Annotated in this window: 19 protein-coding genes; 12 read left to right on the forward strand and 7 right to left on the reverse strand. The window is 45.6% G+C overall.

Annotated elements, in window-relative coordinates; genetic code table 11:
• Nucleotides 1-38 precede the first annotated feature (38 nt).
• Nucleotides 39-533, forward strand: coding sequence for a YybH family protein (locus ACYVGR_RS09360; protein ID WP_460955811.1), 495 nt, complete (start codon nucleotides 39-41; stop codon nucleotides 531-533).
• Nucleotides 534-594: 61 nt separating this feature from the next.
• Here ACYVGR_RS09360 and ACYVGR_RS09365 read toward each other — a convergent pair whose 3' ends face one another.
• The gene (locus ACYVGR_RS09365) at nucleotides 595-1620 is read right to left on the reverse strand and encodes a Gfo/Idh/MocA family protein (RefSeq protein ID WP_460955813.1); all 1026 of its coding nucleotides are present in this window, start codon (nucleotides 1618-1620) and stop codon (nucleotides 595-597) included.
• 72 nt (nucleotides 1621-1692) lie between these two features.
• On the opposite strand from ACYVGR_RS09365, the gene ACYVGR_RS09370 reads away from it, so the two are divergent.
• Nucleotides 1693-2808, forward strand: coding sequence for a glycerate kinase (locus tag ACYVGR_RS09370; protein WP_460955815.1), 1116 nt, complete (start codon nucleotides 1693-1695; stop codon nucleotides 2806-2808).
• Between the two features lie 7 nt (nucleotides 2809-2815).
• Here ACYVGR_RS09370 and ACYVGR_RS09375 read toward each other — a convergent pair whose 3' ends face one another.
• Nucleotides 2816-3265, reverse strand: coding sequence for a hypothetical protein (locus tag ACYVGR_RS09375; RefSeq protein WP_460955817.1), 450 nt, complete (start codon nucleotides 3263-3265; stop codon nucleotides 2816-2818).
• A 117-nt stretch (nucleotides 3266-3382) separates the two neighbouring features.
• On the opposite strand from ACYVGR_RS09375, the gene ACYVGR_RS09380 reads away from it, so the two are divergent.
• The 6 genes from ACYVGR_RS09380 to ACYVGR_RS09405 all read left to right on the forward strand — a co-directional run bounded on the left by ACYVGR_RS09380 (nucleotide 3383) and on the right by ACYVGR_RS09405 (nucleotide 10207).
• A complete protein-coding gene (locus ACYVGR_RS09380; protein ID WP_460955819.1) occupies nucleotides 3383-3643 on the forward strand; it encodes a hypothetical protein in 261 nt (86 codons plus the stop codon).
• A gap of 220 nt (nucleotides 3644-3863) precedes the next feature.
• Nucleotides 3864-4049 carry a hypothetical protein gene (locus tag ACYVGR_RS09385; RefSeq protein WP_460955821.1) on the forward strand — a complete coding sequence of 62 codons (186 nt, stop codon included), beginning with the start codon at nucleotides 3864-3866 and terminating at the stop codon, nucleotides 4047-4049.
• Between the two features lie 7 nt (nucleotides 4050-4056).
• Entirely contained in the window at nucleotides 4057-4890 is an 834-nt protein-coding gene (locus ACYVGR_RS09390; protein WP_460955823.1) for an SPFH domain-containing protein, read from the forward strand.
• A 409-nt stretch (nucleotides 4891-5299) separates the two neighbouring features.
• Nucleotides 5300-5614: a hypothetical protein gene (locus tag ACYVGR_RS09395; RefSeq protein WP_460955825.1), complete on the forward strand. Its 315-nt coding sequence runs from the start codon at nucleotides 5300-5302 to the stop codon at nucleotides 5612-5614.
• A 634-nt stretch (nucleotides 5615-6248) separates the two neighbouring features.
• The gene (locus tag ACYVGR_RS09400; RefSeq protein ID WP_460955827.1) at nucleotides 6249-7694 is read left to right on the forward strand and encodes an autotransporter outer membrane beta-barrel domain-containing protein; all 1446 of its coding nucleotides are present in this window, start codon (nucleotides 6249-6251) and stop codon (nucleotides 7692-7694) included.
• A 425-nt stretch (nucleotides 7695-8119) separates the two neighbouring features.
• Complete coding sequence (locus ACYVGR_RS09405; RefSeq protein WP_460955829.1) at nucleotides 8120-10207, forward strand: beta strand repeat-containing protein; 2088 nt, start codon at nucleotides 8120-8122, stop codon at nucleotides 10205-10207.
• A 165-nt stretch (nucleotides 10208-10372) separates the two neighbouring features.
• On the opposite strand, the gene ACYVGR_RS09410 is transcribed toward ACYVGR_RS09405, so the two are convergent.
• The 4 genes from ACYVGR_RS09410 to ACYVGR_RS09425 form a co-directional block, all read right to left on the reverse strand.
• The gene (locus tag ACYVGR_RS09410; RefSeq protein WP_460955831.1) at nucleotides 10373-11275 is read right to left on the reverse strand and encodes a helix-turn-helix domain-containing protein; all 903 of its coding nucleotides are present in this window, start codon (nucleotides 11273-11275) and stop codon (nucleotides 10373-10375) included.
• A gap of 15 nt (nucleotides 11276-11290) precedes the next feature.
• Complete coding sequence (locus tag ACYVGR_RS09415; RefSeq protein WP_460955833.1) at nucleotides 11291-12154, reverse strand: NmrA family NAD(P)-binding protein; 864 nt, start codon at nucleotides 12152-12154, stop codon at nucleotides 11291-11293.
• A gap of 305 nt (nucleotides 12155-12459) precedes the next feature.
• Nucleotides 12460-13146 (reverse strand): porin family protein, encoded by a 687-nt coding sequence (locus ACYVGR_RS09420; protein WP_460955835.1) that lies wholly within the window; start codon nucleotides 13144-13146, stop codon nucleotides 12460-12462.
• Between the two features lie 622 nt (nucleotides 13147-13768).
• Entirely contained in the window at nucleotides 13769-14803 is a 1035-nt protein-coding gene (locus ACYVGR_RS09425; RefSeq protein ID WP_460955837.1) for a hypothetical protein, read from the reverse strand.
• A gap of 233 nt (nucleotides 14804-15036) precedes the next feature.
• Between ACYVGR_RS09425 and ACYVGR_RS09430 the strand changes: the two genes are divergently transcribed.
• On the forward strand, nucleotides 15037-15591 hold the full coding sequence (locus tag ACYVGR_RS09430; protein WP_460955839.1) for an alpha/beta fold hydrolase: 555 nt from the start codon (nucleotides 15037-15039) through the stop codon (nucleotides 15589-15591).
• 50 nt (nucleotides 15592-15641) lie between these two features.
• Nucleotides 15642-16094 (forward strand): VOC family protein, encoded by a 453-nt coding sequence (locus tag ACYVGR_RS09435; protein WP_460955841.1) that lies wholly within the window; start codon nucleotides 15642-15644, stop codon nucleotides 16092-16094.
• Nucleotides 16095-16225: 131 nt separating this feature from the next.
• Here ACYVGR_RS09435 and ACYVGR_RS09440 read toward each other — a convergent pair whose 3' ends face one another.
• Nucleotides 16226-17089 (reverse strand): SDR family oxidoreductase, encoded by an 864-nt coding sequence (locus ACYVGR_RS09440; protein ID WP_460955843.1) that lies wholly within the window; start codon nucleotides 17087-17089, stop codon nucleotides 16226-16228.
• Between the two features lie 101 nt (nucleotides 17090-17190).
• Between ACYVGR_RS09440 and ACYVGR_RS09445 the strand changes: the two genes are divergently transcribed.
• Nucleotides 17191-17607, forward strand: coding sequence for a winged helix-turn-helix transcriptional regulator (locus tag ACYVGR_RS09445; protein WP_460955844.1), 417 nt, complete (start codon nucleotides 17191-17193; stop codon nucleotides 17605-17607).
• A 281-nt stretch (nucleotides 17608-17888) separates the two neighbouring features.
• A complete protein-coding gene (locus ACYVGR_RS09450; RefSeq protein ID WP_460955846.1) occupies nucleotides 17889-18719 on the forward strand; it encodes a helix-turn-helix domain-containing protein in 831 nt (276 codons plus the stop codon).
• Nucleotides 18720-18769: the final 50 nt, after the last annotated feature.

Raw genomic sequence — 18769 nt, forward strand, 5'->3', positions numbered from 1 at the left:
TGTTAGCACCTGACACCACTGCCTAAAAAACTATTCTAATGAACCGCACTCAAATCACTTGCCTCTTAATCGGCCTTTTTCTGCTTTCATTTAGTTCGTTCGCGCAAACGAAGCCTGTAGAAAGTACTGATATCGTTGCTATTAAGTCGTTACGGGCACAGTCAAACCAGGCCATTCAAGCTCGTGACCTAACGGCTTTTGGGCAAACGATGCTGCTGGATATTGAAGTGACTCGGGGAAGTGGCTCGCACGTATCGGGTCGAGATTCAGTATTAGCGTCCGTATCGGTTCAGTTTAAAGATCCCAATTTTCTGGGCTACATGCGTAATACGGATCAAATTCAGGTGAGTACAACGAGTCCATTGGCTGCTGAAAATGGCCATTGGACAGGCCGTTTTCAGCGCCCTGATGGTATTCAGATAATTACTGGCGTTTATCTGGCCATGTGGCGAAAAACGGAATCCGGCTGGAAAATCCGCTCTGAGCTATTTGTTAGTCTGGCTTGTACCGGAAGTGCGGCTTGTGGGAAGTAACGAAACCTGGAGCGACAAAAAACGAAGTTTAACTACTGTTCGTTGTCGCTCCAGACTGAATCTAGGCAGTGGTAGCAGACTGATAAATGCGTTCGACAATTTCCTGCAAAATGGCTCCCTGTTCCGCCGTGCAGACGTTTGAGGGTTTGCCGTGGCAGGCGTCCAGAAAAGCCGCCGTGTTTTTTAGCTGAATGTCGACTTCTTCCAGGTAAGGAAACTGTATGTCGGCAAGTTCGCCAGCTACTTCGGTATGTAGACTAAACGGGAACAGCTTAATTCCTCCCTTGCTGCCGAATACTTCCAGATTACGGTCTTTATCGACCTGCGTATTCAAGGCAAACGAAGCGGATAGCATAATTGACGCTTTGTTTGGAAATGAGAGATAGGCGGTAGCGGCATCCTCTACTTCAAAAGTAGCTGGATTCCAGGTGCCTAGTAAACCTTTACCACCTGCCTTTCCAATAAAATCGTAAGTGTTTCCCAGTACCTGATCGGGAGTGGGGTAGCCAAGAGCGCACAGGGCTAAATCAAGAACGTGAACGCCTATATCCATTAGAGCACCACCACCCTGCATGGCTTTATTGGTGAAATAACCCCAGCCCGGTATGCCCCGCCGACGCAGAAAATGCGCCTTAATGTGGTAAATATCGCCCAGCAACCCATCGGCTTTGCAACGCATAAGCAACGCCCATTCGCTGGTTTGCCGGAGTTGAAAATTATACGCCAGTATCCGGCCTTTTTGAGCTGCGAGATCGGCCATTTCGCGAGCATTTTTGGCGTTCAGTGCGGGCGGTTTTTCGCAGAAAACGTGGCAGTTATGGTCAAGAGCCTCCATAGTTTGCGGATAGTGGAGGTTGTTCGGTGTACAAATAACCACAACATCCGGTGCGCACTGACGATACAGCTCACTCGTGTCATCGAATGCATGAGGAATGCCGTGCTTGTCGGCCAGGGCACGGGCTTTCGTCAGGTCGCGACTACAAACAGCCACAATTTCGACTTGTTCAAATAGCTGTTTGAGTGCGGGAATATGATTATTATCGGCAATATTGCCACCCCCAATGATGGCTGCTTTAAGTAGGGACATAGTTTTGAATAGCCAGTAAATCGAATTGGCAGCCAACTTACTCACTTAGCAAAGGATACACAATTATTAACAATGAAGATTTTATTGGCACCCGATAAGTTCAAAGGTTCATTGACTGCTTCGGAGGTTTGTGCGGCAATGACCGACGGCATTTTACTGGCTAGTCCAACGGCCGAAGTTGTAGCTGTTCCGATGGCCGATGGCGGTGAAGGTACCTCCGACGTATTAACACAGGCTACCCAGGGCACCTGGCATACGGTTACGGTTCAGGGACCTTTGGGGCATCCAGTCGAAGCGGGATATGGCATTTCGGGTGATGGCAAAACGGCCTTTATTGAAATGGCCCAGGCGTCAGGTTTGCGATTGCTTAAACTCGCGGAACTCGACCCATTTCGGGCCAATACGTTCGGAACTGGCGAGCTAATAGCACACGCTATTGAACAGGGTATTAAGCACCTGGTTCTGGGCATTGGTGGTAGTGCAACCAACGATGCTGGAACAGGTATGGCTGCGGCACTGGGTTGGCAATTTCTTGATGCATCTGGAGTGGTTTTACGGCCCTGTGGAGGCAATCTGGGCCAAATTAAAACAATAATCCCACCTAAAACGGCCTGGGAAGGAACCGTAGAAGTCGCGTGTGATGTCACGAACCCGCTAGTGGGTCCACAGGGAGCAACCTATGTGTACGGTCCACAAAAAGGCGCGAAACCAGACGATCTGTCAGTTCTGGATGCGGGTATGAAGCATTGGGCTGAGGTCGTCAAATCAGCGTTTGCTATGGATCTTTCAGCTATGCCCGGTGCTGGTGCGGCAGGAGGCCTAGGGGCTGGTACTGTTTTGTTCCTGAAGGGGCAACTTACCGAAGGCGTTAACTTACTTATGAAACACACCCAATTGGCCGACAAAATGACGGGAGCAGATTTTGTATTTACAGGCGAGGGGCGAATTGATAATCAGACATTGCAGGGCAAACTCATTGCAGGGATTACCCGGTTGGCGAAAGCGCAAGGTATTCCGGTGGTGGCGCTTTGTGGTTCATTGCAACTGGCACCTGATGAGCTGGATACGCTAGGATTGGCCAGCGCCTTTTCTATTATGCCGGGACCGGCAAGTTTAGACGATGCACTGGCCAATGCACCTGATTATCTGAAACGGACTGCGTTTCAGATAATGCGGCTGTTAGTTTAAGCAGCGCTTACTTCGTGACCCGTTTGTATTTTTCAATAATGACGCGATCGACTCCAAGTTTCTCAACTTTTTCAATGCCCTTTTGAATAAGGGTATCACCGCTAAATTTGACAACAAACTCGAATTTGTTATTCTCCCAGGCCTTGTCGATAAAATAATCCAGATGCTCGGTGTAGTTGCTATCGACTAAGGTATAGGTGCCACCTCCGCCGGAGAAAGCATTTGACGAATCTTTTGGCGGAGCTACTGCATGATTTAAGAACGCAAAGTGAGTGTCATTGATGATTTTGATCATCTTGTGCGTCGAGTCAAACGTAGAGAACGTTGTATCCTTTTCTATAGTCGTTGCCGAGACTAATTCCCAGGTTCCGACGATTGAAAGAGCCTCCTTTTTCTGGGTACAGCCGTACAGCAGTGTTATTGACGTAACTAAAACGAGTACAATTTTGAATTTCATAGTTGCTTAATTTCTGATAGGTAGCGATAGAGTACTGTCGCAATAGGAGTATAAAGTTTACTTTAGGCGTTGCCTACTATACGGAGAGAAACTCAACATTTTAAGATTTTGACATCTATGAAGCTTACCTGGACATTTTACCCAAAAGGTGAAACCGAGTCTGTTACGCTAACGGTCGTATATATCCCCGAGCTGGATGCCGAAAAGCTTTCATCTGGCGGATTTCTTCACGAGAATTCGAATACCGCTTATGTAGACTGGCAAACCTATAAGCGCTTCGATATGTCGGATGTGGAAGGTCGAAAAGATGCGTTTCGGCGGCTAACACCTATCAACAAAGACCGAACAGCCAGCGATAAATTGCCCTGGCTATTGTAAATGAAGAGAGAGCATAGAAGCTTTTACCGTTTTAGTTTCTAGGTGAGGTTGGTGTTTTTTGTCATTCCGACAAATTGTCGTTAATGTCAATCAGGAAGTTAGCCCAACTTCATACAGACAAAAGGCCCTAAAAACACGTGTTTTAGCCATTCAAACAAAATAATCGATCCTCGATTTTCGCGCCCATTACCTTAGCGAGCAGAAATAAACTCCTAAACTAATGAGCACACAACGAATCTTTTTAATGCTGACCTGGGCAGTCTGTTTTTTTCTGTCTGCTGATGTTGGCTTCAATTTTCTCAACCAGAAAGACACTTTTCAGAATATTCTAGGGCTATTCCTACTGACCGGATTGCTCGTCATTTCGTTTAAAACCAAAGCCTTCACTAAGAACCCTTTTAACTAAAAATCACATGAGTAAGCTACGTGTTGCCATTTGGAGTGTTGGACTCCTGTTGGGTTTTGTTTTATTAACCAAAAGCTGTACCACTGTCGACGCATCGCACGAAGGAATTAAAGTCAGTAAAATTGGCTCTGATCGAGGAGCAAATGATATCGAAAACGTGACGGGCTGGATATTTTATAATCCGCTTACGTCCTTCATCGAGCAATATCCAACCTTCACCCAGACCAAAGATTTTGAGCCCTTTACCGTCAGCGCGAAAGGAGGGACGCTTTTTAAAATTGACCCCACACTGAACTACCATTTAGTAAAAGGGCAGGGGGCTAATGTGTATCGAAAATACCGGAAAGAACTTCCCGAAATTGAGGATAATATTTTGCGAACAATCGTCTATAATTCCTATCGCGATGTGGCCAACACGTTTACACCCGATTCGCTTGTCAATAACCGCGTTGGTTTTGAAGAGTTGGTCGAATCGAAATTGCGTAAGGCGCTAACCGATGATGGGTTTGCCTTTGAAAACATAACCTCGAATCTTACTCCGCCCGAATCGTTGCAGGCCATGATTGACGCCAAGAACACGGCTGTACAAAACGCATTGCGATTAAACAATCAGGTGGCGGCCGAAAAAGCGAGTGCGGAGATTGCCGTGACGAAAGCCAGTGGTATTGCCAGAGCTAAAATTATTGAGGCTGAAGCCGAAGCGAGAGCTAATGAGTTGAAACAGAAAACGTTGACGCCTTTGTTGATTCAGCAACAGTGGATTGCCAAGTGGAATGGTAGCCTGCCAACCACGCAATTGGGTACGAGTAGTTCGACGATGATCCAGCTGCCCATTAAATGATCAATTTTTTTGCTGCCTTACGATTACTCTACATTCTGATTGTACAGGGATTAGGCTATATCGGTTAGAGTATAAATACTTATAGCGGTAAGGCAAATCTATTTTTCAGATCGCCGTACAATTAATCAAGTTACCATTTTTTGGAATGATATAACTAAATTTGCAGCTGTTTACGTATATCACATATATGTCGTAAGCACTTATGGGTTAGATTAAACGTTGGTGCCATTGGTGCCAACGTTTTTTGTGTCCAGATGAAGTTTTTCAAGTCTAAAAAATACTTCCCAACCTAACCCATAGGTCTAGAAGTAGATTGAAGATTGGAAACGGCTTCGTCTTAGGTGGCGAGGCTGTTTTTCTTATAAACATTGGTTGACCATGCTATTATCGAAATTGGTAGATTGCAACCATGAATCGAATTGTAGAACTTCAGAATCAACTCCCCCGTCATGGCGTAGAGTTTCTGTCTGAAACAGACTGTAATCGTATCCTGACGGATTACGCAACTCTCTGTGATACCTATGTTGCCTGCCCTTATAAGCCTGATGTGTTATTAACAGAAGCACGGGGTCGGGCAGGAAAATCCAATGTGCATATCGTAGGGGTTGGTGCCGTGTCGTACGGAGATACACCGTTTGAAGCGAAATTAACCGCCGTCACTGCTTTTTTGGATCGGGGATATTTTAAGCTTGATGGCGATCTTCGCGTGATCCGGCTTCTGTAAGCACAAAAGCCGCAACAATTGTCGCGGCTTTTCGTAATCCTCTCTATCATAAAAGAGGCTTCTAGTGCTGTACCAAAATAGATTCTAGTGGATTTTATAGATGCTTTTGATTCTATGTTGGGTAAATCTAAAAAAACAGACCTAATTCGTCACTTGGTAGAAAAATCAGTCTCACAAACTCAGCTTATACGTGAGATTTTTGGTTTAATTCGTGAGATAACATTTTGAGACTTCTTTTTATTTTGACTATCCTTTTAATGACAACCACCATCTCTATCTCAAAAAAAGGGCGATAAAAGAGACGGTAAATCAGCAGGAATCTAGTGGTGACAAGTGCCAAAAGCAGTCGGGTTTAGCATAACTGGTTTACTAGTCTATTGAGGTTTCAGTAGAGGCTGCTCTTAATGCTAACTGAGCGCATTTCTAGTACCAATTGATCTAATACCGAATTGCTTTCTAAGAAAACCCTAGCCTTGGGTGAATTAACCTTTTGTGTTGTTCAAACTAGCCGAAAGAGGAAATTCGTTCGTTTGCCGTTCACTCAAAACAAGGATTAAAATCAGATTAAACTCTTGAACTCTATGGGATTGATCTGTCAATTAGAAGATCATAACCATCTGAATAAATGATCCTTATGAAAAACAGTCAACTGCTAGTCGGGATTTATTTAGTCTGTCTGCCAACTCTACTAAAGGCTCAGTATAATTACGTGGTTAATTCGGTCAACAACAGCACCAGTGGATCGTTCAATACGTTGGTAGGGCCAGTTACTGGCCAATCAGTAACCACAGGGGCTCGAAATACCGCTGTTGGTTATGCGGCCGGCCATGACTTAAGCACTGGCGCAGACAATATCTTTATTGGCGCAGGAGCGGGTCAATACAATTCAACCGGTAATGGGAATGTGTTTGTGGGCAGTCTAACCGGTTACTACAATACCGATGGGGGCTTGAATACATTTGTTGGGCAAAAAGCCGGATATTTAAATACTACCGGTGGGCTGAATCTGTATCTGGGCTATCAGTCCGGTTATAATAATGACACGGGGGGCTATAATTCCTTTCTAGGAGCACAAGCCGGGTATGCCAACACCACGGGTAGTAGCAATGTATTTACAGGTTATCAGGCGGGCTATAGAAATACCACGGGTAGTACCAATGTATTTAGTGGCATTCAGGCAGGTTATCATAACACATCAGGTAATGGCAATGTGTTTACCGGCTATGTTGCAGGGTATTTCAACACGACCGGTGGGAGTAATATGTTCTGTGGTAATGGTGCCGGATATTCAAACACGACCGGTGGAAATAATGTGTTCAGCGGCTATTCAGCAGGCTTTTTCAACACGACGGGTGTAAATAACACCTTTATAGGCTATCTGGCAGGTCAATACAATACGATTGGCAATAATAATATCATCATCGGCCCTAATTCCGGAACGGCCATTACGACCAGTGATGATAATATATTAATGGGCTACAACAGCCAAGCCGAGGATGGCTTACAAAACGCCATCGCTATCGGTGCCAATAGCCGGGTCGCGGCCAGTAATGCGCTCATTTTAGGTAATCAGGTTAATGTAGGGATTGGTACGTCTGCTCCTACCAACCGCTTAGAAGTGCTCAGTCAGTCAACAAACAGCAGTGGTTTAACCTTAACGAATCTAACCACTGCCAGCCCAACTACCCGAACTACCGATCAATTCCTGACTGTCAGTGAAACGGGTGAAGTGGTAAAAGCGCGTTATCAGCTTCGAATCACTGACCCCTCCGTATGGAGTGATAAAGTGTTTAGTTCTGACTATAGCCTTCGCCCCCTGATTGAAGTAGCCAGTTTTGTACAAAGTCATCAACATTTACCTGGTGTTCCCTCAGCCGAGCAGGTAGCCAAAGAAGGAATTGATCTGGTGAAGATGAATGCGACCCTACTGGAGAAAGTGGAGGAGCTGACCTTGTATAGTATCCAGTTGGAAAGGACCAATCAGCACCAAGAAGCCCGAATTGACCAATTAGAAAAGCAGCACAAGAAGGAAATTGAAGACCTAAAACAGCTTATCAGCAAGAGGCTCAATAAGCAATAGGCACGACCAAGTGGATAGATCCGTTTTCTAATTTAACCCTGGTATTATCAGATACATCTTGTATAAGCTAGTTCATAGCGAATTCGGTCGATAACAAACAGGTAGTATTGAGCGAATTTTTAGCGGAAGTCCATTAACTTTTACAGTAAATTAATGGACTAACATGAACAAGATCCAATCAATTAGTAAACCAAAAGGACTTAATTGGGCTGAGCGACATTCCCTGTTCCTTTTGGTTTGTCGTCGACAAACGGCATTAGTCGATTTTTCTGTACATCTTAACCTAAAATTTAGCCGTTGGTCGATTAACTGAACCTGCCATACAATAGATGACTAACTTTCCACAAATCTATTGAACGTCACGTATGAAGTTGAAGCTATTACCCTGCTGGTCACCATCTCGAAGGAGTCTGATAGTATGTCTGATGAGTGCCTTGTCCGGTAATTGGGGTTTAAGTCATGCCCAGAATTATGTCGTCACAACGCCCAACTCCGCTACCCCAGTTTTTGGGAATACGTTCGTGGGACCTTATGCCGCAGGGGCCAATGTAGTTACTGGAACCTATAATACTTTTATGGGTTATAATGCTGGCTATGCGAATACGTCAGGTTCAGGTAATGCTTTTTTTGGCGCGAATGCAGGCAAATCAAATACCTCGGGCCAAGGTAATGTCTTTATAGGTTCTGGTGCAGGACAGTCCAACACAACAGGTGCTAATAATGCGTTTATCGGTGGAGGACAGGCGAATACGACTGGTGTGGCCAATACGTTTGTTGGCGCTCTAGCAGGAAATGCCAATACGACTGGCATTAATAACGCTTTTATTGGCGCTGGCTCAGGGAGTTTAAACACAACGGGAAGCGATAATGTCTTTTTGGGATTTGAAGCAGGTCAGGCCAATACGACCGGTGGACTGAACGTCTTTTTAGGCGATAAGTCCGGTTATTATAATGATGGGGGGGCGCAGAATACGTTTGTAGGTGCCAGCGCTGGCTATTCCAACACATCAGGCACGAGTAATATTTTCATTGGCAATTTTGCGGGTAACTCGAACACATCAGGAGGCTATAATGCTTTTATAGGCTCATCGGCTGGGTACTTCAACACGACGGGAACCAACAACGCTTTTCTGGGTAATTCTGCCGGTTTTCAAAATAGTTCAGGCTCGTACAATTCCTTCGTTGGAGACAATGCCGGAAGCCATAATACAACGGGCCATCATAACGCCTTTATTGGCTCTACGGCGGGAAATTCGAACACATCGGGTGCGTATAACGCGTTTGTCGGAACGGATGCAGGCAATCGGAATACAACCGGTAATTACAATTCCATGATGGGCTATCATACTGGTTTTTATAACTCAGCAGGCAATTATAATGTCTTTATGGGTTATTCAGCGGGCTATAACAGCACAACCGGTAGCCATAGTGTCTTTATCGGTGTTTCGGCAGGAAATTTGAATACGACCGGATATAGTAATGTATACATAGGCAAAGAGTCAGGTTATTCGAATACAACTGGTCATAATAATGTAGCTATTGGTGATTCAGCCGGATACCATTCCGCCGTATCAAGTAGCCTTTTCGTCGGTTCTAAAGCGGGTTATACCAATGTTAATGGGCAACTCAGCACGTATATTGGCTATCAAAGTGGCTTCAATGCCGTTGCCGACTCCAATACCTTTGTGGGCTATCAGGCAGGTTATCAAACTAGCTCAGGTCGAAGTAATACCTTCTTTGGCGTCAACGCGGGTCGCACCATTTCTACCGGCTCGCACAACACTATCATCGGGAATCAGGCGGGCCCAGCTTCGGTTAATGCCGACGACAATGTATTTATTGGTTATCATACCGGGCAGCATGACCAGGGCAGTCAGAACACATTGATTGGTAGCCAAACCGATGCTTTAACGGCCGATAGCGATGGATTAGCTTTACATAATGCTACGGCTATCGGCTATCGAGCAACGGTAGCCATTAGCAACGCGGTTGTGCTGGGAAATCAGGCTAATGTCGGCATTGGGACAAGTACCCCCAGCGCCCGGCTCGAAGTGGTCAGCCAAACCGATGATGTCAGCGGCCTTCGGCTCACCAACCTGACAGCACGGAGTCAACCCACCCGCTCCACTGATCAGTTCTTGACGGTCAATGAACGGGGCGATGTGATCAAAGCCCGCTATCAACTTCGTATCAACAATGTGAAGGAGTGGAGTGACAAAGTGTTCAGCCCTACTTACCAGCTTCGTTCCTTGTCATCGGTGGCTGCTTATATTAATCAGCATGGGTATTTACCGGGTGTTCCTTCGGCAGAGCAGGTAGCTAAAGAAGGGGTTGATTTGGTGAAGATGAATTCGCTCCTACTGGAAAAAATAGAAGAATTAACCTTATATAGTATTCAACTGGCGAACGAAAATCAGACCATCAAGCACCAGTTCCAAGCGGAAAAACAACAGCAGCAAGCTAGAATTGACCAGTTAGAAAAGTTGATGAAACAGGTTCTTGAGAAGAAGTAATGGATGAGGTGCATGACTTAACTTGACCTGCTTTCTTCTCAATAAAATCCTGTTACGAGGATTTACAAATTCTCCTTAAACGCTCCTATCCGAGACAAGGAGATTTTGACTGTGCGTAAATAGGCGTTCTGTGCCCCGGCAATACACCAACCTACAACTGCTTGTTTAATTAAATGAGGCTCTGAAGCTGAGCGGGGTGGTATTTGTTTTTGCTTTGAAAAGTTTACTGAACGATTGCGGATGCTCGAAGCCTAAACTAAAGGCAATCTCGCTCACCGATAGGTCGGTAGTGGACAGTTTTTCTTTCGCCTTCTCAATCAGCTTTCCGTGGATGTGCTGCTGAGTGCTTTGTCCGGTTAGCTGTTTCAGCACACGACTCAGGTAGCTTACCGATATGTTGAGCTTATCACATATCGACTGCACGGTAGGCAAGCCTTTAAGCGTAATCTTCTCACTGCTGAAATAGTCACTGAGCAGAGTGTCCAGCCGTTCAAGTAGCTGATGGTTACTGATCTTGCGCGTGATAAACTGGCGATTGTAGAATCGCTCGGCGTAGTTGAGCAACAACTCGATTTGTGCTAGGATAATCCCCTGACTATAAGGATCAATGTTTGCCTGATACTCCTGACTGATCTGAGAAATAATACCGTCAACAGTCGTCTCCTCTTTTTCGGAGAGAAATAACGCTTCATCTGCACGGTAGTCAAAAAATTCATACTGCTTTATGGTTCTTGCCAACGGGGTGCCCCACAAAAAATCAGGATGAATCAGCAGCAACCAGCCCGTTGGATCAGCAGGCAGTTTATCTATTTCAAACCCAATCACCTGACCTGGCGTCGTGAAAAACAAAATACCTCCCGTGAAATCATAGACCTGCTGGCCATAGCGGTATCGGGCGTCAGGGATGCGTTTCATAGAAATGCAGTAGAAGTCGTTAATGCTCAACCGATCAGGTACGATCGTTATGTCTTTAATATTGACCACGCTTATCAGGGGATGCGCCGATGGAGGCAAGCCTCTGCGCTGGTGAAATTCCTGGATGCTTTTGACCCGGATTGGCTGGCTCATATCGGTTGTAATCTATTACTGTTGATGATAGGCTTTTGCAAAGTCCTTCGCAAAATCCTTCAGTTTTGTTTTCCCTAAAACGGGTTGGTGGCGAAGGTAGTTTTGGTACACCACACCACTATGTATGGCTGCCTGCATGTTTACCAATTCATCCGCTAATTGTGGAGGCAGGCCCATTTGTAGTAAGCCATTTCGCAACACTTCATCGGGAATGATGATCCATTGCAGGTCAGGCTTACCAATCGCTTCGCCCAATATGGCGGCCACTTGGTTACAGGTAAGTTCTTCACTAGCTACATAGCGGACTCTGTTTTCAGTAGATGAATCCGTTAGTACTTCCGCTGCCGCAGCGGCAATGTCTTCTGGGGCAACAATCGCAATTGGGTCATTACAACCGTAGTTTCCTAGGATAGCCCCTTGCTTTTTTATCATCGGGATATAGGCGTAAAAGTTGCTGTAAAACACACTGGGACGCAGTTCGGTCAAGGCCACATGGCTTAATTGGTCGGCCAACCGAGTGGCTTCAAAGGAACCAGTAACACCGGCTGCCCAGCCCGTTAACAACACCACTTTTTGTACACTCGTTTGGTTTATCGCCTGCACATAATTGTTGGCTATTTTTTGAAAATACGCCTTCTGGTCGGTAGCAGCAAAATCAAATGGGATCATGCAATACACGGCATCGGCCCCCGTGAAGGCACTGATCAGAAAAGAGGCATCTTCTAAGTTGCCAATAGCGGCTTTGGCACCGAGTTGTTCAATGGTTTTTTGCTTGTCAGGCTTGCTACTAATAATAGTTATCTGGTGTCCGTTGGCGATGAGTTGGGTAGCCAAGGGTTTGCTGATGTTACCGAGCGATCCGGTTATAGTAATGTTCATGGCTCTGGCTTTTTATAGGGCAAATGTCAGGGTATGCGAGCTGATAGCTGTAGCCTGATTTTGCTTTATTGTAGCCGAAAAAGACCAGATTGATTTTTAGGCTGAGGCTTTTAGTAAGCCTAATCTACTGAGGCTCCTAGGTGCTTAATCTCAAAATACCCTGGTTTTAATATCTACCCAGTTGTAGGCCTAATGGGCTCAATTAGTAGGGTTCTATGTACACGAAATCGGTAGCAGATGGTCCGTTTTATAAGTAAGAACATCTAAAACCAACTCAAACGCAGCGGATACGGACGGACTGCCAATCAACGAGTTTCTGAACCCTGATTGGAAGATCTTCGACTCAACCAAAAAAACACACTTATACCGATCGGACGATGAAACGATTTGGCCAGGGCGCTACCCAAATCAGCTAGCCCATAGCCATAGGTAACCCCCGCCATCAACCGATGCCATTCTAGACCCGCAGCGCCACTTACTCCATAATCAAATCGCCTAAAGCTATTACTGCCCACGCTCCCCGATCCGAATACGACTTCACGCTCGCCTATTGGCACAAATGTGGAACTAATGCGGCCACCTATTCCCAAGCCCAGGTAGGGCCCTAAACCCCCATAAAGGCGCAAGGATGAGCTGACGTCAAAGTGAAACAGGGCGAGTACTGGTAACTCGACATAGAGCAGTTTAATCGAGTTGGTAATGGGTGTAGCAATCGGGTTTCGACTGCTGTCAATCGCGAACGTATTGATCTGAGTTCCTTTGGTACTAATTAGTAAGGCAGGCTGAAGGGAGAAGCTAGTCGTTATGGGCACATCGACTAAAAAGCCACCCTGAAAATCGGTTCGCGCCTGCTGAGTCGCGTTTAAGGTGGGGTTATCAAACTTAAGGGTGGCTAAGTTTACTCCCGCTTTGACCCCCAGCTGTACTTGAGCGAGCAGGGCTTGAGTACTCAATAAGCCACTAATAGCAAGCAGGCAGAGTTTTAGTTTCATCCGGAATTGACATTTTTAGAAGTGTACCCTTGAAGGGGAGAGCTCTGCCTTTAGCCACAGCCACAGCCTCTATGTATAGTCAAAGCATGACATCTTCAGATTATATCTGTATCATGTATTGCCCCCACTTGAGACGATAGAATCTTCATCCATCTGCTTCAATAAATGGGCGTTTTATAAAGCAGTCTGGATTCGCTTAGTTGAATGTCCTGTATTCGTTCGGAGGTGGTCCCGGTGGATCTGGTCGAACTGACACCATTGCTAACCAATTTGCCCAACAAGGGCCACAACAGCGTAGGATTGGCGTAATCCCGATTCTCAGAAAACCCGCCCACTTGAGACGATGAGAGATTGGCGTACTTTTGATTCGGGCATTTGATGCAATATCAACCGCCATTATTTCCTTAGGGGATAGTAGAAATGGCAAGGCTAAGCAATATCGTCAAGGTGGAGTATCCATTTTTGAAAACGTATGAACCGCCTACTGTCGTCGCTCGTTTCTAAGGGCATAACGTGGCGATCCCTTCATTAGTTTAACGAGCAGGATTTGCAACAATAAATCGATGAGTGTGATTATATCCATTCCTTTAAGTCAATTACTAAAACGGCCAGCTACAGGCTATTATTTAAAGCCAATCGAGCTAAAGTCACCCACCAGCTGTAGCTTCGTGCCTGTGCCTTGGCCGACTATACCTGAGTAACGTTTGACCGAACTAGCGTCAGTCGATTGACTTTGGATGAGAACTGAGCTATTCGATGGATAGGAAAAGCTACTATACTTCATATTCACATCGAAGTTATAATTCGCTTTCCGAGTGAGAGGCAATACAACTGATGAATACGATAAAGCCATATCTAAGTTTAATAAACTTTCGGGCAACTGATCCATATGGAATCGTTGTGAGAACCTAATCGTCATCAATGCTGACTGATGAACCGACCCAATTTCCATCTCTGAATAGCTGGACGTTGTCGTCAGGTCGGTTGCTTTCCCTAGCCAAAATTTCCCCATTTTGTTATTGAGCTTTACCCTGTTTGCTGTTTTAACTGCTAAATTTCCGTAGGCGACGTCCACTTCCCCATCGGTCATCTTTTTGATGTCAGCATTTCCATAGACTACTTTTGCGGCTATTTCACTATCAGTTAATGAGTTAGCAGTAAAGTTTCCGTTTTGAAGGAATACGGTTAAAGGAGCTTTGAAATGAGGAATATGGACATTGCCAAATTGGTTTGTCAAGGTTAGCCTGTTCTCAATAGGCATTAAGATTGTATAATCTATCTGTAAATAGCTACTTAAAATACTGTCTTTCCCCGTAAAACCAATGTATGGAGTCAAACCATCCAGGGGCTCAATAGCTGTATTGATCATAAGCTGATTTCCCTCCCTTTGCTCATTGATAGTTACTGCATTTAGCAACTGATCAACCGCATGTTGATCAGTTGAATGGGCTCGTATTCGGACCGTAATCTGAATTTCCGGTTTTTTCCAGAGTTCGATCTTGACTTGACCAAATTTATTATTGATGGTCAACTGATCTTGCGATTGGACCTCATACTGTAGGAGAATGGTCTTTTTACGATCTGTGTATGTAGCCAATGAATTAGCAAAGATGGAAAAGCTCCAGAAACAGATCAGACAAGTAAAAATTATTTTCATCAGCGAAGCAGAGTTATACAATAGTCGATCCAATGACAATCAAAAAATGAATAAGTTGCTTCCACGATTATTTAAACCCCTCTATTCCGGTTGTCTCACAAATTGCTCCATTTCAATACCAATTAGGTAAGGCAATTAGTCGCAAACCACCTTTCACATTGACGCAAATACCCTTGACGATAAAAACAAGGGGGCTTTACCTTTGTTCGATACTAATTTGATAGTTAGCAGCTATGAGCCCAATCAACCGCCAAGTGCTATTTATTCAAGGGGGAGGAAGTCAAGAAGACTATGATGTCGATAAAAACCTGGTTGATTCCTTGCAGCAGCAGTTAGGTGAAGCCTATGAATTGCATTACCCCCATTTACCCAATGAGTCCGTCCCGGACTTTGGCAGGATTAAGCAGATTGGCCAAGAAATCTCGCGGATTCAAGGAGCGCCTATTGTCGTTGGACACTCCTTTGGCGCTTCCATGCTGTTGAAATACGTTTCTCAAAACGAAGTCAAGCAACAAGTAAAGGCTATTTTTCTCATTGCTACTCCGTTTTGGAGTGGGGATGAAGAGTGGAAGGAGGAGTTTAAGTTACCCCCAAATTTTGCGGATAGGTTATCCCAAGACGTTCCTATTTTCTTTTACCACAGCCAAGATGATGAGCAAGTACCGGTTGCCCACCTTGCCTTATATCGACAAAATCTCCCCTGGGCCACTTTCCGCGAAATACCCGCCGGTGGCCATCAATTGAATAATGACCTCACCCTTGTCGCCAATGATATTAAATCCGTATGAATCCCAATGCCGAATCGATTATGGCGTTTTAGGCAAAAGCAGCTAGACCAATGACAAAAAATGAATTAATCCGAATGGATAATGTTGGCATCGTGGTCGAATCCCTCGATGAAACCATCTCCTTTTTCACCGAACTTGGCCTCAAACTCGAAGGACGATCTAGGGTCGAAGGCGAATGGGCCGGGCGGGTCACTGGTCTGGGCAATCAGAGCGTGGAGATTGCTATGATGGTCACACCCGATGGCCACAGTCGACTTGAACTCTCGCAGTTTCTTACCCCGCCTGTGGTGGCAGATCACCGGAAGGATCCAGTGAATGCGCTGGGCTATTTACGGGTCATGTTCGCCGTGGCTGAGATCGACCAGATGCTTGACAGACTCCAAAAGCTGGGCGCCCAGTTGGTAGGCGAAGTGGTCCAGTATGAGGAATCCTATCGGCTATGTTATATCCGCGGGCCTGAAGGATTGCTCATCGGGCTGGCAGAACAACTTAAGACTAAATGAGGAAAGGAATCAGGCGTTTCATACCAACCATGATACAGTCTCTGAAAAGGCTCATAAGTGAGACGATGGAAAATTTATGCGTCCATTCATGGATGAATGGACGCATAAATAGTGGAAACCACTGAAAGCGGTTAGCTAACCCAGAAATAAGTCGCTTTCAAGTACTCTCCCAGCGAGGTTGGCTTGCGGCCCAGCACTCGCTCGAGGGTATCACTCGTCTCAGCCAGCATGCCATGTTGGGCGGCTGCACCCCACTGAGCCAAGAAGGTGGCGACTATTTCGGGAAAGCCAGCGACCACTTTCTGGGCGATGTAGGGAGCCTCCTCGATATTTTTGTAAGCGATGGGCCGGCCCGCTAACGCGGAGAATTCCCGAGCGATATCGGCAAACGAATAGGCTTCGCTGCCCGACAGGGTATACGCCTGGTCCTCATGCCCTTCGCCCATCAGCAGGGCGGCCGTGGCAGCGGCCAGGTCGCTCCGCTTGACGAACGCGATCTGGCCCTCGCCCGCCGGGAAACGGATCTCGGTATCCGGCACCTCGCTGCCAATCAGATACCTAAGTCCTTCAAAGTAGTAGCCGTTTTTGAGAATGGTGTAGGTAAGGCCAGACGCTTTGAGATAAGCTTCCGTGGCCAGGTCGCTTTCGGTCACCTGGGGCATGACAAAATCACTGCCGCGCTGGATGCTGGTGTAAAACAGGTGCTTCACCCCAGCTTGCTTAGCCGCATCGATGACGTTCTGGTGCTGGTGTACCCGGTCGGTAAAGGCTACAGCCGAAACCAGCAGTAGTTTCTCGACGCCCTGAAAGGCTTCTACCAGGGCGGGGTAGTCGAAGTAGTCGGCTTGCCGCACGTCTATGCCCCGCTCCAAAAGGTCAGTGGCTTTGTTGATATCGCGCACCAGAGCGGCAATTTGGGCGGCCGGAGTAGAAGTGAGCAAATAATCGATGGTTTGGTGGCCTAACCCACCGGTGGCTCCCGTGACAAGAATCATGGTACGAATCAATAAAAAACGGTGTACATTTGCTTGTAATTTGCAAGTGCAAAGGTAAGAGAAAATACTTGCAAAAGGCAAGTTAATATATATTGATTTTTATGAAGGAGCTAAAACAGCGTTCGACTTGCCCTATTAGCACATCACTCGATGTGCTGGGGGACAAATGGAGCCTGCTCATTCTGCGGGACATGGTGTTTTCGGGCAAGTCGACGTATGGGCAATTTCTGCAGTCGGAGGAGAAAATAGCGACTAACATTCTGGCCGACCGGCTGGCGTTGCTGGAGTCGCAGGGGATCTTAACCAAAGCGGTGGCCGCTGATAAGAAGTCGAAGTTCACCTACCGGCTGACCGAAAAAGGGATTGATACCATCCCCATTCTTATGGCGCTCACGTTGTGGGGAAGCAAGCATGGCTCTACTGTTGTCGAGGCTGGCTTGCGGGAAGAAATTCAGGCTGGGCAAGAGGCAGTCATTGCGAAGTATCAACGGCTGGCCCGCGAACAGGCCCTGGTATAACCAAGGTGTGTGCGTCCTTGGAGCTAGAAAGCGGTGAGATTTTAAGTTCGCACTTCTAAACTTTTGGAGTAGCGCTTTTCTCCCAAAAGGCTTCCCACTGAGACGAGGGTGTATCCAAGAATAGGGCATTTAAGGAGACACATCAGATAGCCCAATTGCCCAACTTATTGATCGAAAGCTGAGTAACACATGGGTAACTTTGATTAGTTACTTTATCATTCTAAAGGCATCTTTGTCAATAAGAACTCGTGAGCTGCTAATGGGCAGTATGTTCCAGTCAAATGCTAATCCGGGAATCCATATCAACTTATAAACATCTTGATTTTGGCAGCATAAAACTTGCTTTTACGCAGGTGTGTCAGGAGGAATTTTTTTCAGATGTTTACTTTGCTGCCAACTCCTTGTACTTCGTTGAATCGGGTATGGCAATCCTCTTTCTAAATGGAAATAAGTTAACGATCAAAAAAGGCGAAATTGTCTTCATCAAGCAGCATAGCAAACTCGACATCCAAAAATTCAGAAGTGAAGATGGACAAGATTTTAAGTCAATCATTTTCTATCTGTTTCCAGATTTTGTGACCGAGTTTGTTAAATTATCACCAAAAGGCAAGTATACTTTTGAGGATCCCAGAATGGAAATCATTCATCTGGGGCAACAGGAGAAGTTGAAAGATTTCTGCGAATCGTTGTTGCCACTTTTTGATGCCAAACAGCTTAATCCCGCTGACATTCGAGAGAAAACTTTCGTAGCCCTTCATTACTTAGCGCACTACAATAAAGACCTTCTTCAAGTTATTGTCCTAAACAGCAAGCCGGTAAAAATCGACCTATACGAATTCATGATTCATACCGCGATATATAATTATTCAGTAAGTGAACTGGCTAAATTGACGGGACGAAGCCTTTCTGCATTCAAAAGAGATTTTGCCGCCGTTTTTAAAACAAGCCCACACCAATGGCTCCTCAGGAGAAAAATCGATTACGCCGAAGAATTGATGCGAATAAAGAAAATGAAAGCGTCAGAGATTTATTTTATGCTAGGTTTTCATGAGTTATCTCATTTTTCGGCAGCTTTTAAGAAAATTAAAGGTACTTCGCCAAGCCAGCTGTAGCCCACTTACATTTGGACTTTTTTTGTAAGTGCTGTTCCAAAGACTGTCCT

It is taken from the genome of Spirosoma litoris (assembly GCF_054776755.1).

Excerpts from the sequence above, each read along its gene's own strand:
- ACYVGR_RS09370 (WP_460955815.1), top strand. The coding sequence starts at position 1,693 with ATGAAGATTTTATTGGCACCCGATAAGTTCAAAGGTTCATTGACTGCT.
- ACYVGR_RS09395 (WP_460955825.1), top strand. The coding sequence starts at position 5,300 with ATGAATCGAATTGTAGAACTTCAGAATCAACTCCCCCGTCATGGCGTA.
- ACYVGR_RS09400 (WP_460955827.1), top strand. The coding sequence starts at position 6,249 with ATGAAAAACAGTCAACTGCTAGTCGGGATTTATTTAGTCTGTCTGCCA.
- ACYVGR_RS09415 (WP_460955833.1), bottom strand. The coding sequence starts at position 12,154 with ATGAACATTACTATAACCGGATCGCTCGGTAACATCAGCAAACCCTTG.
- ACYVGR_RS09420 (WP_460955835.1), bottom strand. The coding sequence starts at position 13,146 with ATGAAACTAAAACTCTGCCTGCTTGCTATTAGTGGCTTATTGAGTACT.
- ACYVGR_RS09410 (WP_460955831.1), bottom strand. The coding sequence starts at position 11,275 with ATGAGCCAGCCAATCCGGGTCAAAAGCATCCAGGAATTTCACCAGCGC.
- ACYVGR_RS09430 (WP_460955839.1), top strand. The coding sequence starts at position 15,037 with ATGAGCCCAATCAACCGCCAAGTGCTATTTATTCAAGGGGGAGGAAGT.
- ACYVGR_RS09385 (WP_460955821.1), top strand. The coding sequence starts at position 3,864 with ATGAGCACACAACGAATCTTTTTAATGCTGACCTGGGCAGTCTGTTTT.
- ACYVGR_RS09390 (WP_460955823.1), top strand. The coding sequence starts at position 4,057 with ATGAGTAAGCTACGTGTTGCCATTTGGAGTGTTGGACTCCTGTTGGGT.
- ACYVGR_RS09405 (WP_460955829.1), top strand. The coding sequence starts at position 8,120 with ATGAGTGCCTTGTCCGGTAATTGGGGTTTAAGTCATGCCCAGAATTAT.
- ACYVGR_RS09445 (WP_460955844.1), top strand. The coding sequence starts at position 17,191 with ATGAAGGAGCTAAAACAGCGTTCGACTTGCCCTATTAGCACATCACTC.
- ACYVGR_RS09360 (WP_460955811.1), top strand. The coding sequence starts at position 39 with ATGAACCGCACTCAAATCACTTGCCTCTTAATCGGCCTTTTTCTGCTT.
- ACYVGR_RS09425 (WP_460955837.1), bottom strand. The coding sequence starts at position 14,803 with ATGAAAATAATTTTTACTTGTCTGATCTGTTTCTGGAGCTTTTCCATC.
- ACYVGR_RS09365 (WP_460955813.1), bottom strand. The coding sequence starts at position 1,620 with ATGTCCCTACTTAAAGCAGCCATCATTGGGGGTGGCAATATTGCCGAT.
- ACYVGR_RS09380 (WP_460955819.1), top strand. The coding sequence starts at position 3,383 with ATGAAGCTTACCTGGACATTTTACCCAAAAGGTGAAACCGAGTCTGTT.
- ACYVGR_RS09435 (WP_460955841.1), top strand. The coding sequence starts at position 15,642 with ATGACAAAAAATGAATTAATCCGAATGGATAATGTTGGCATCGTGGTC.
- ACYVGR_RS09450 (WP_460955846.1), top strand. The coding sequence starts at position 17,889 with ATGCTAATCCGGGAATCCATATCAACTTATAAACATCTTGATTTTGGC.
- ACYVGR_RS09440 (WP_460955843.1), bottom strand. The coding sequence starts at position 17,089 with ATGATTCTTGTCACGGGAGCCACCGGTGGGTTAGGCCACCAAACCATC.
- ACYVGR_RS09375 (WP_460955817.1), bottom strand. The coding sequence starts at position 3,265 with ATGAAATTCAAAATTGTACTCGTTTTAGTTACGTCAATAACACTGCTG.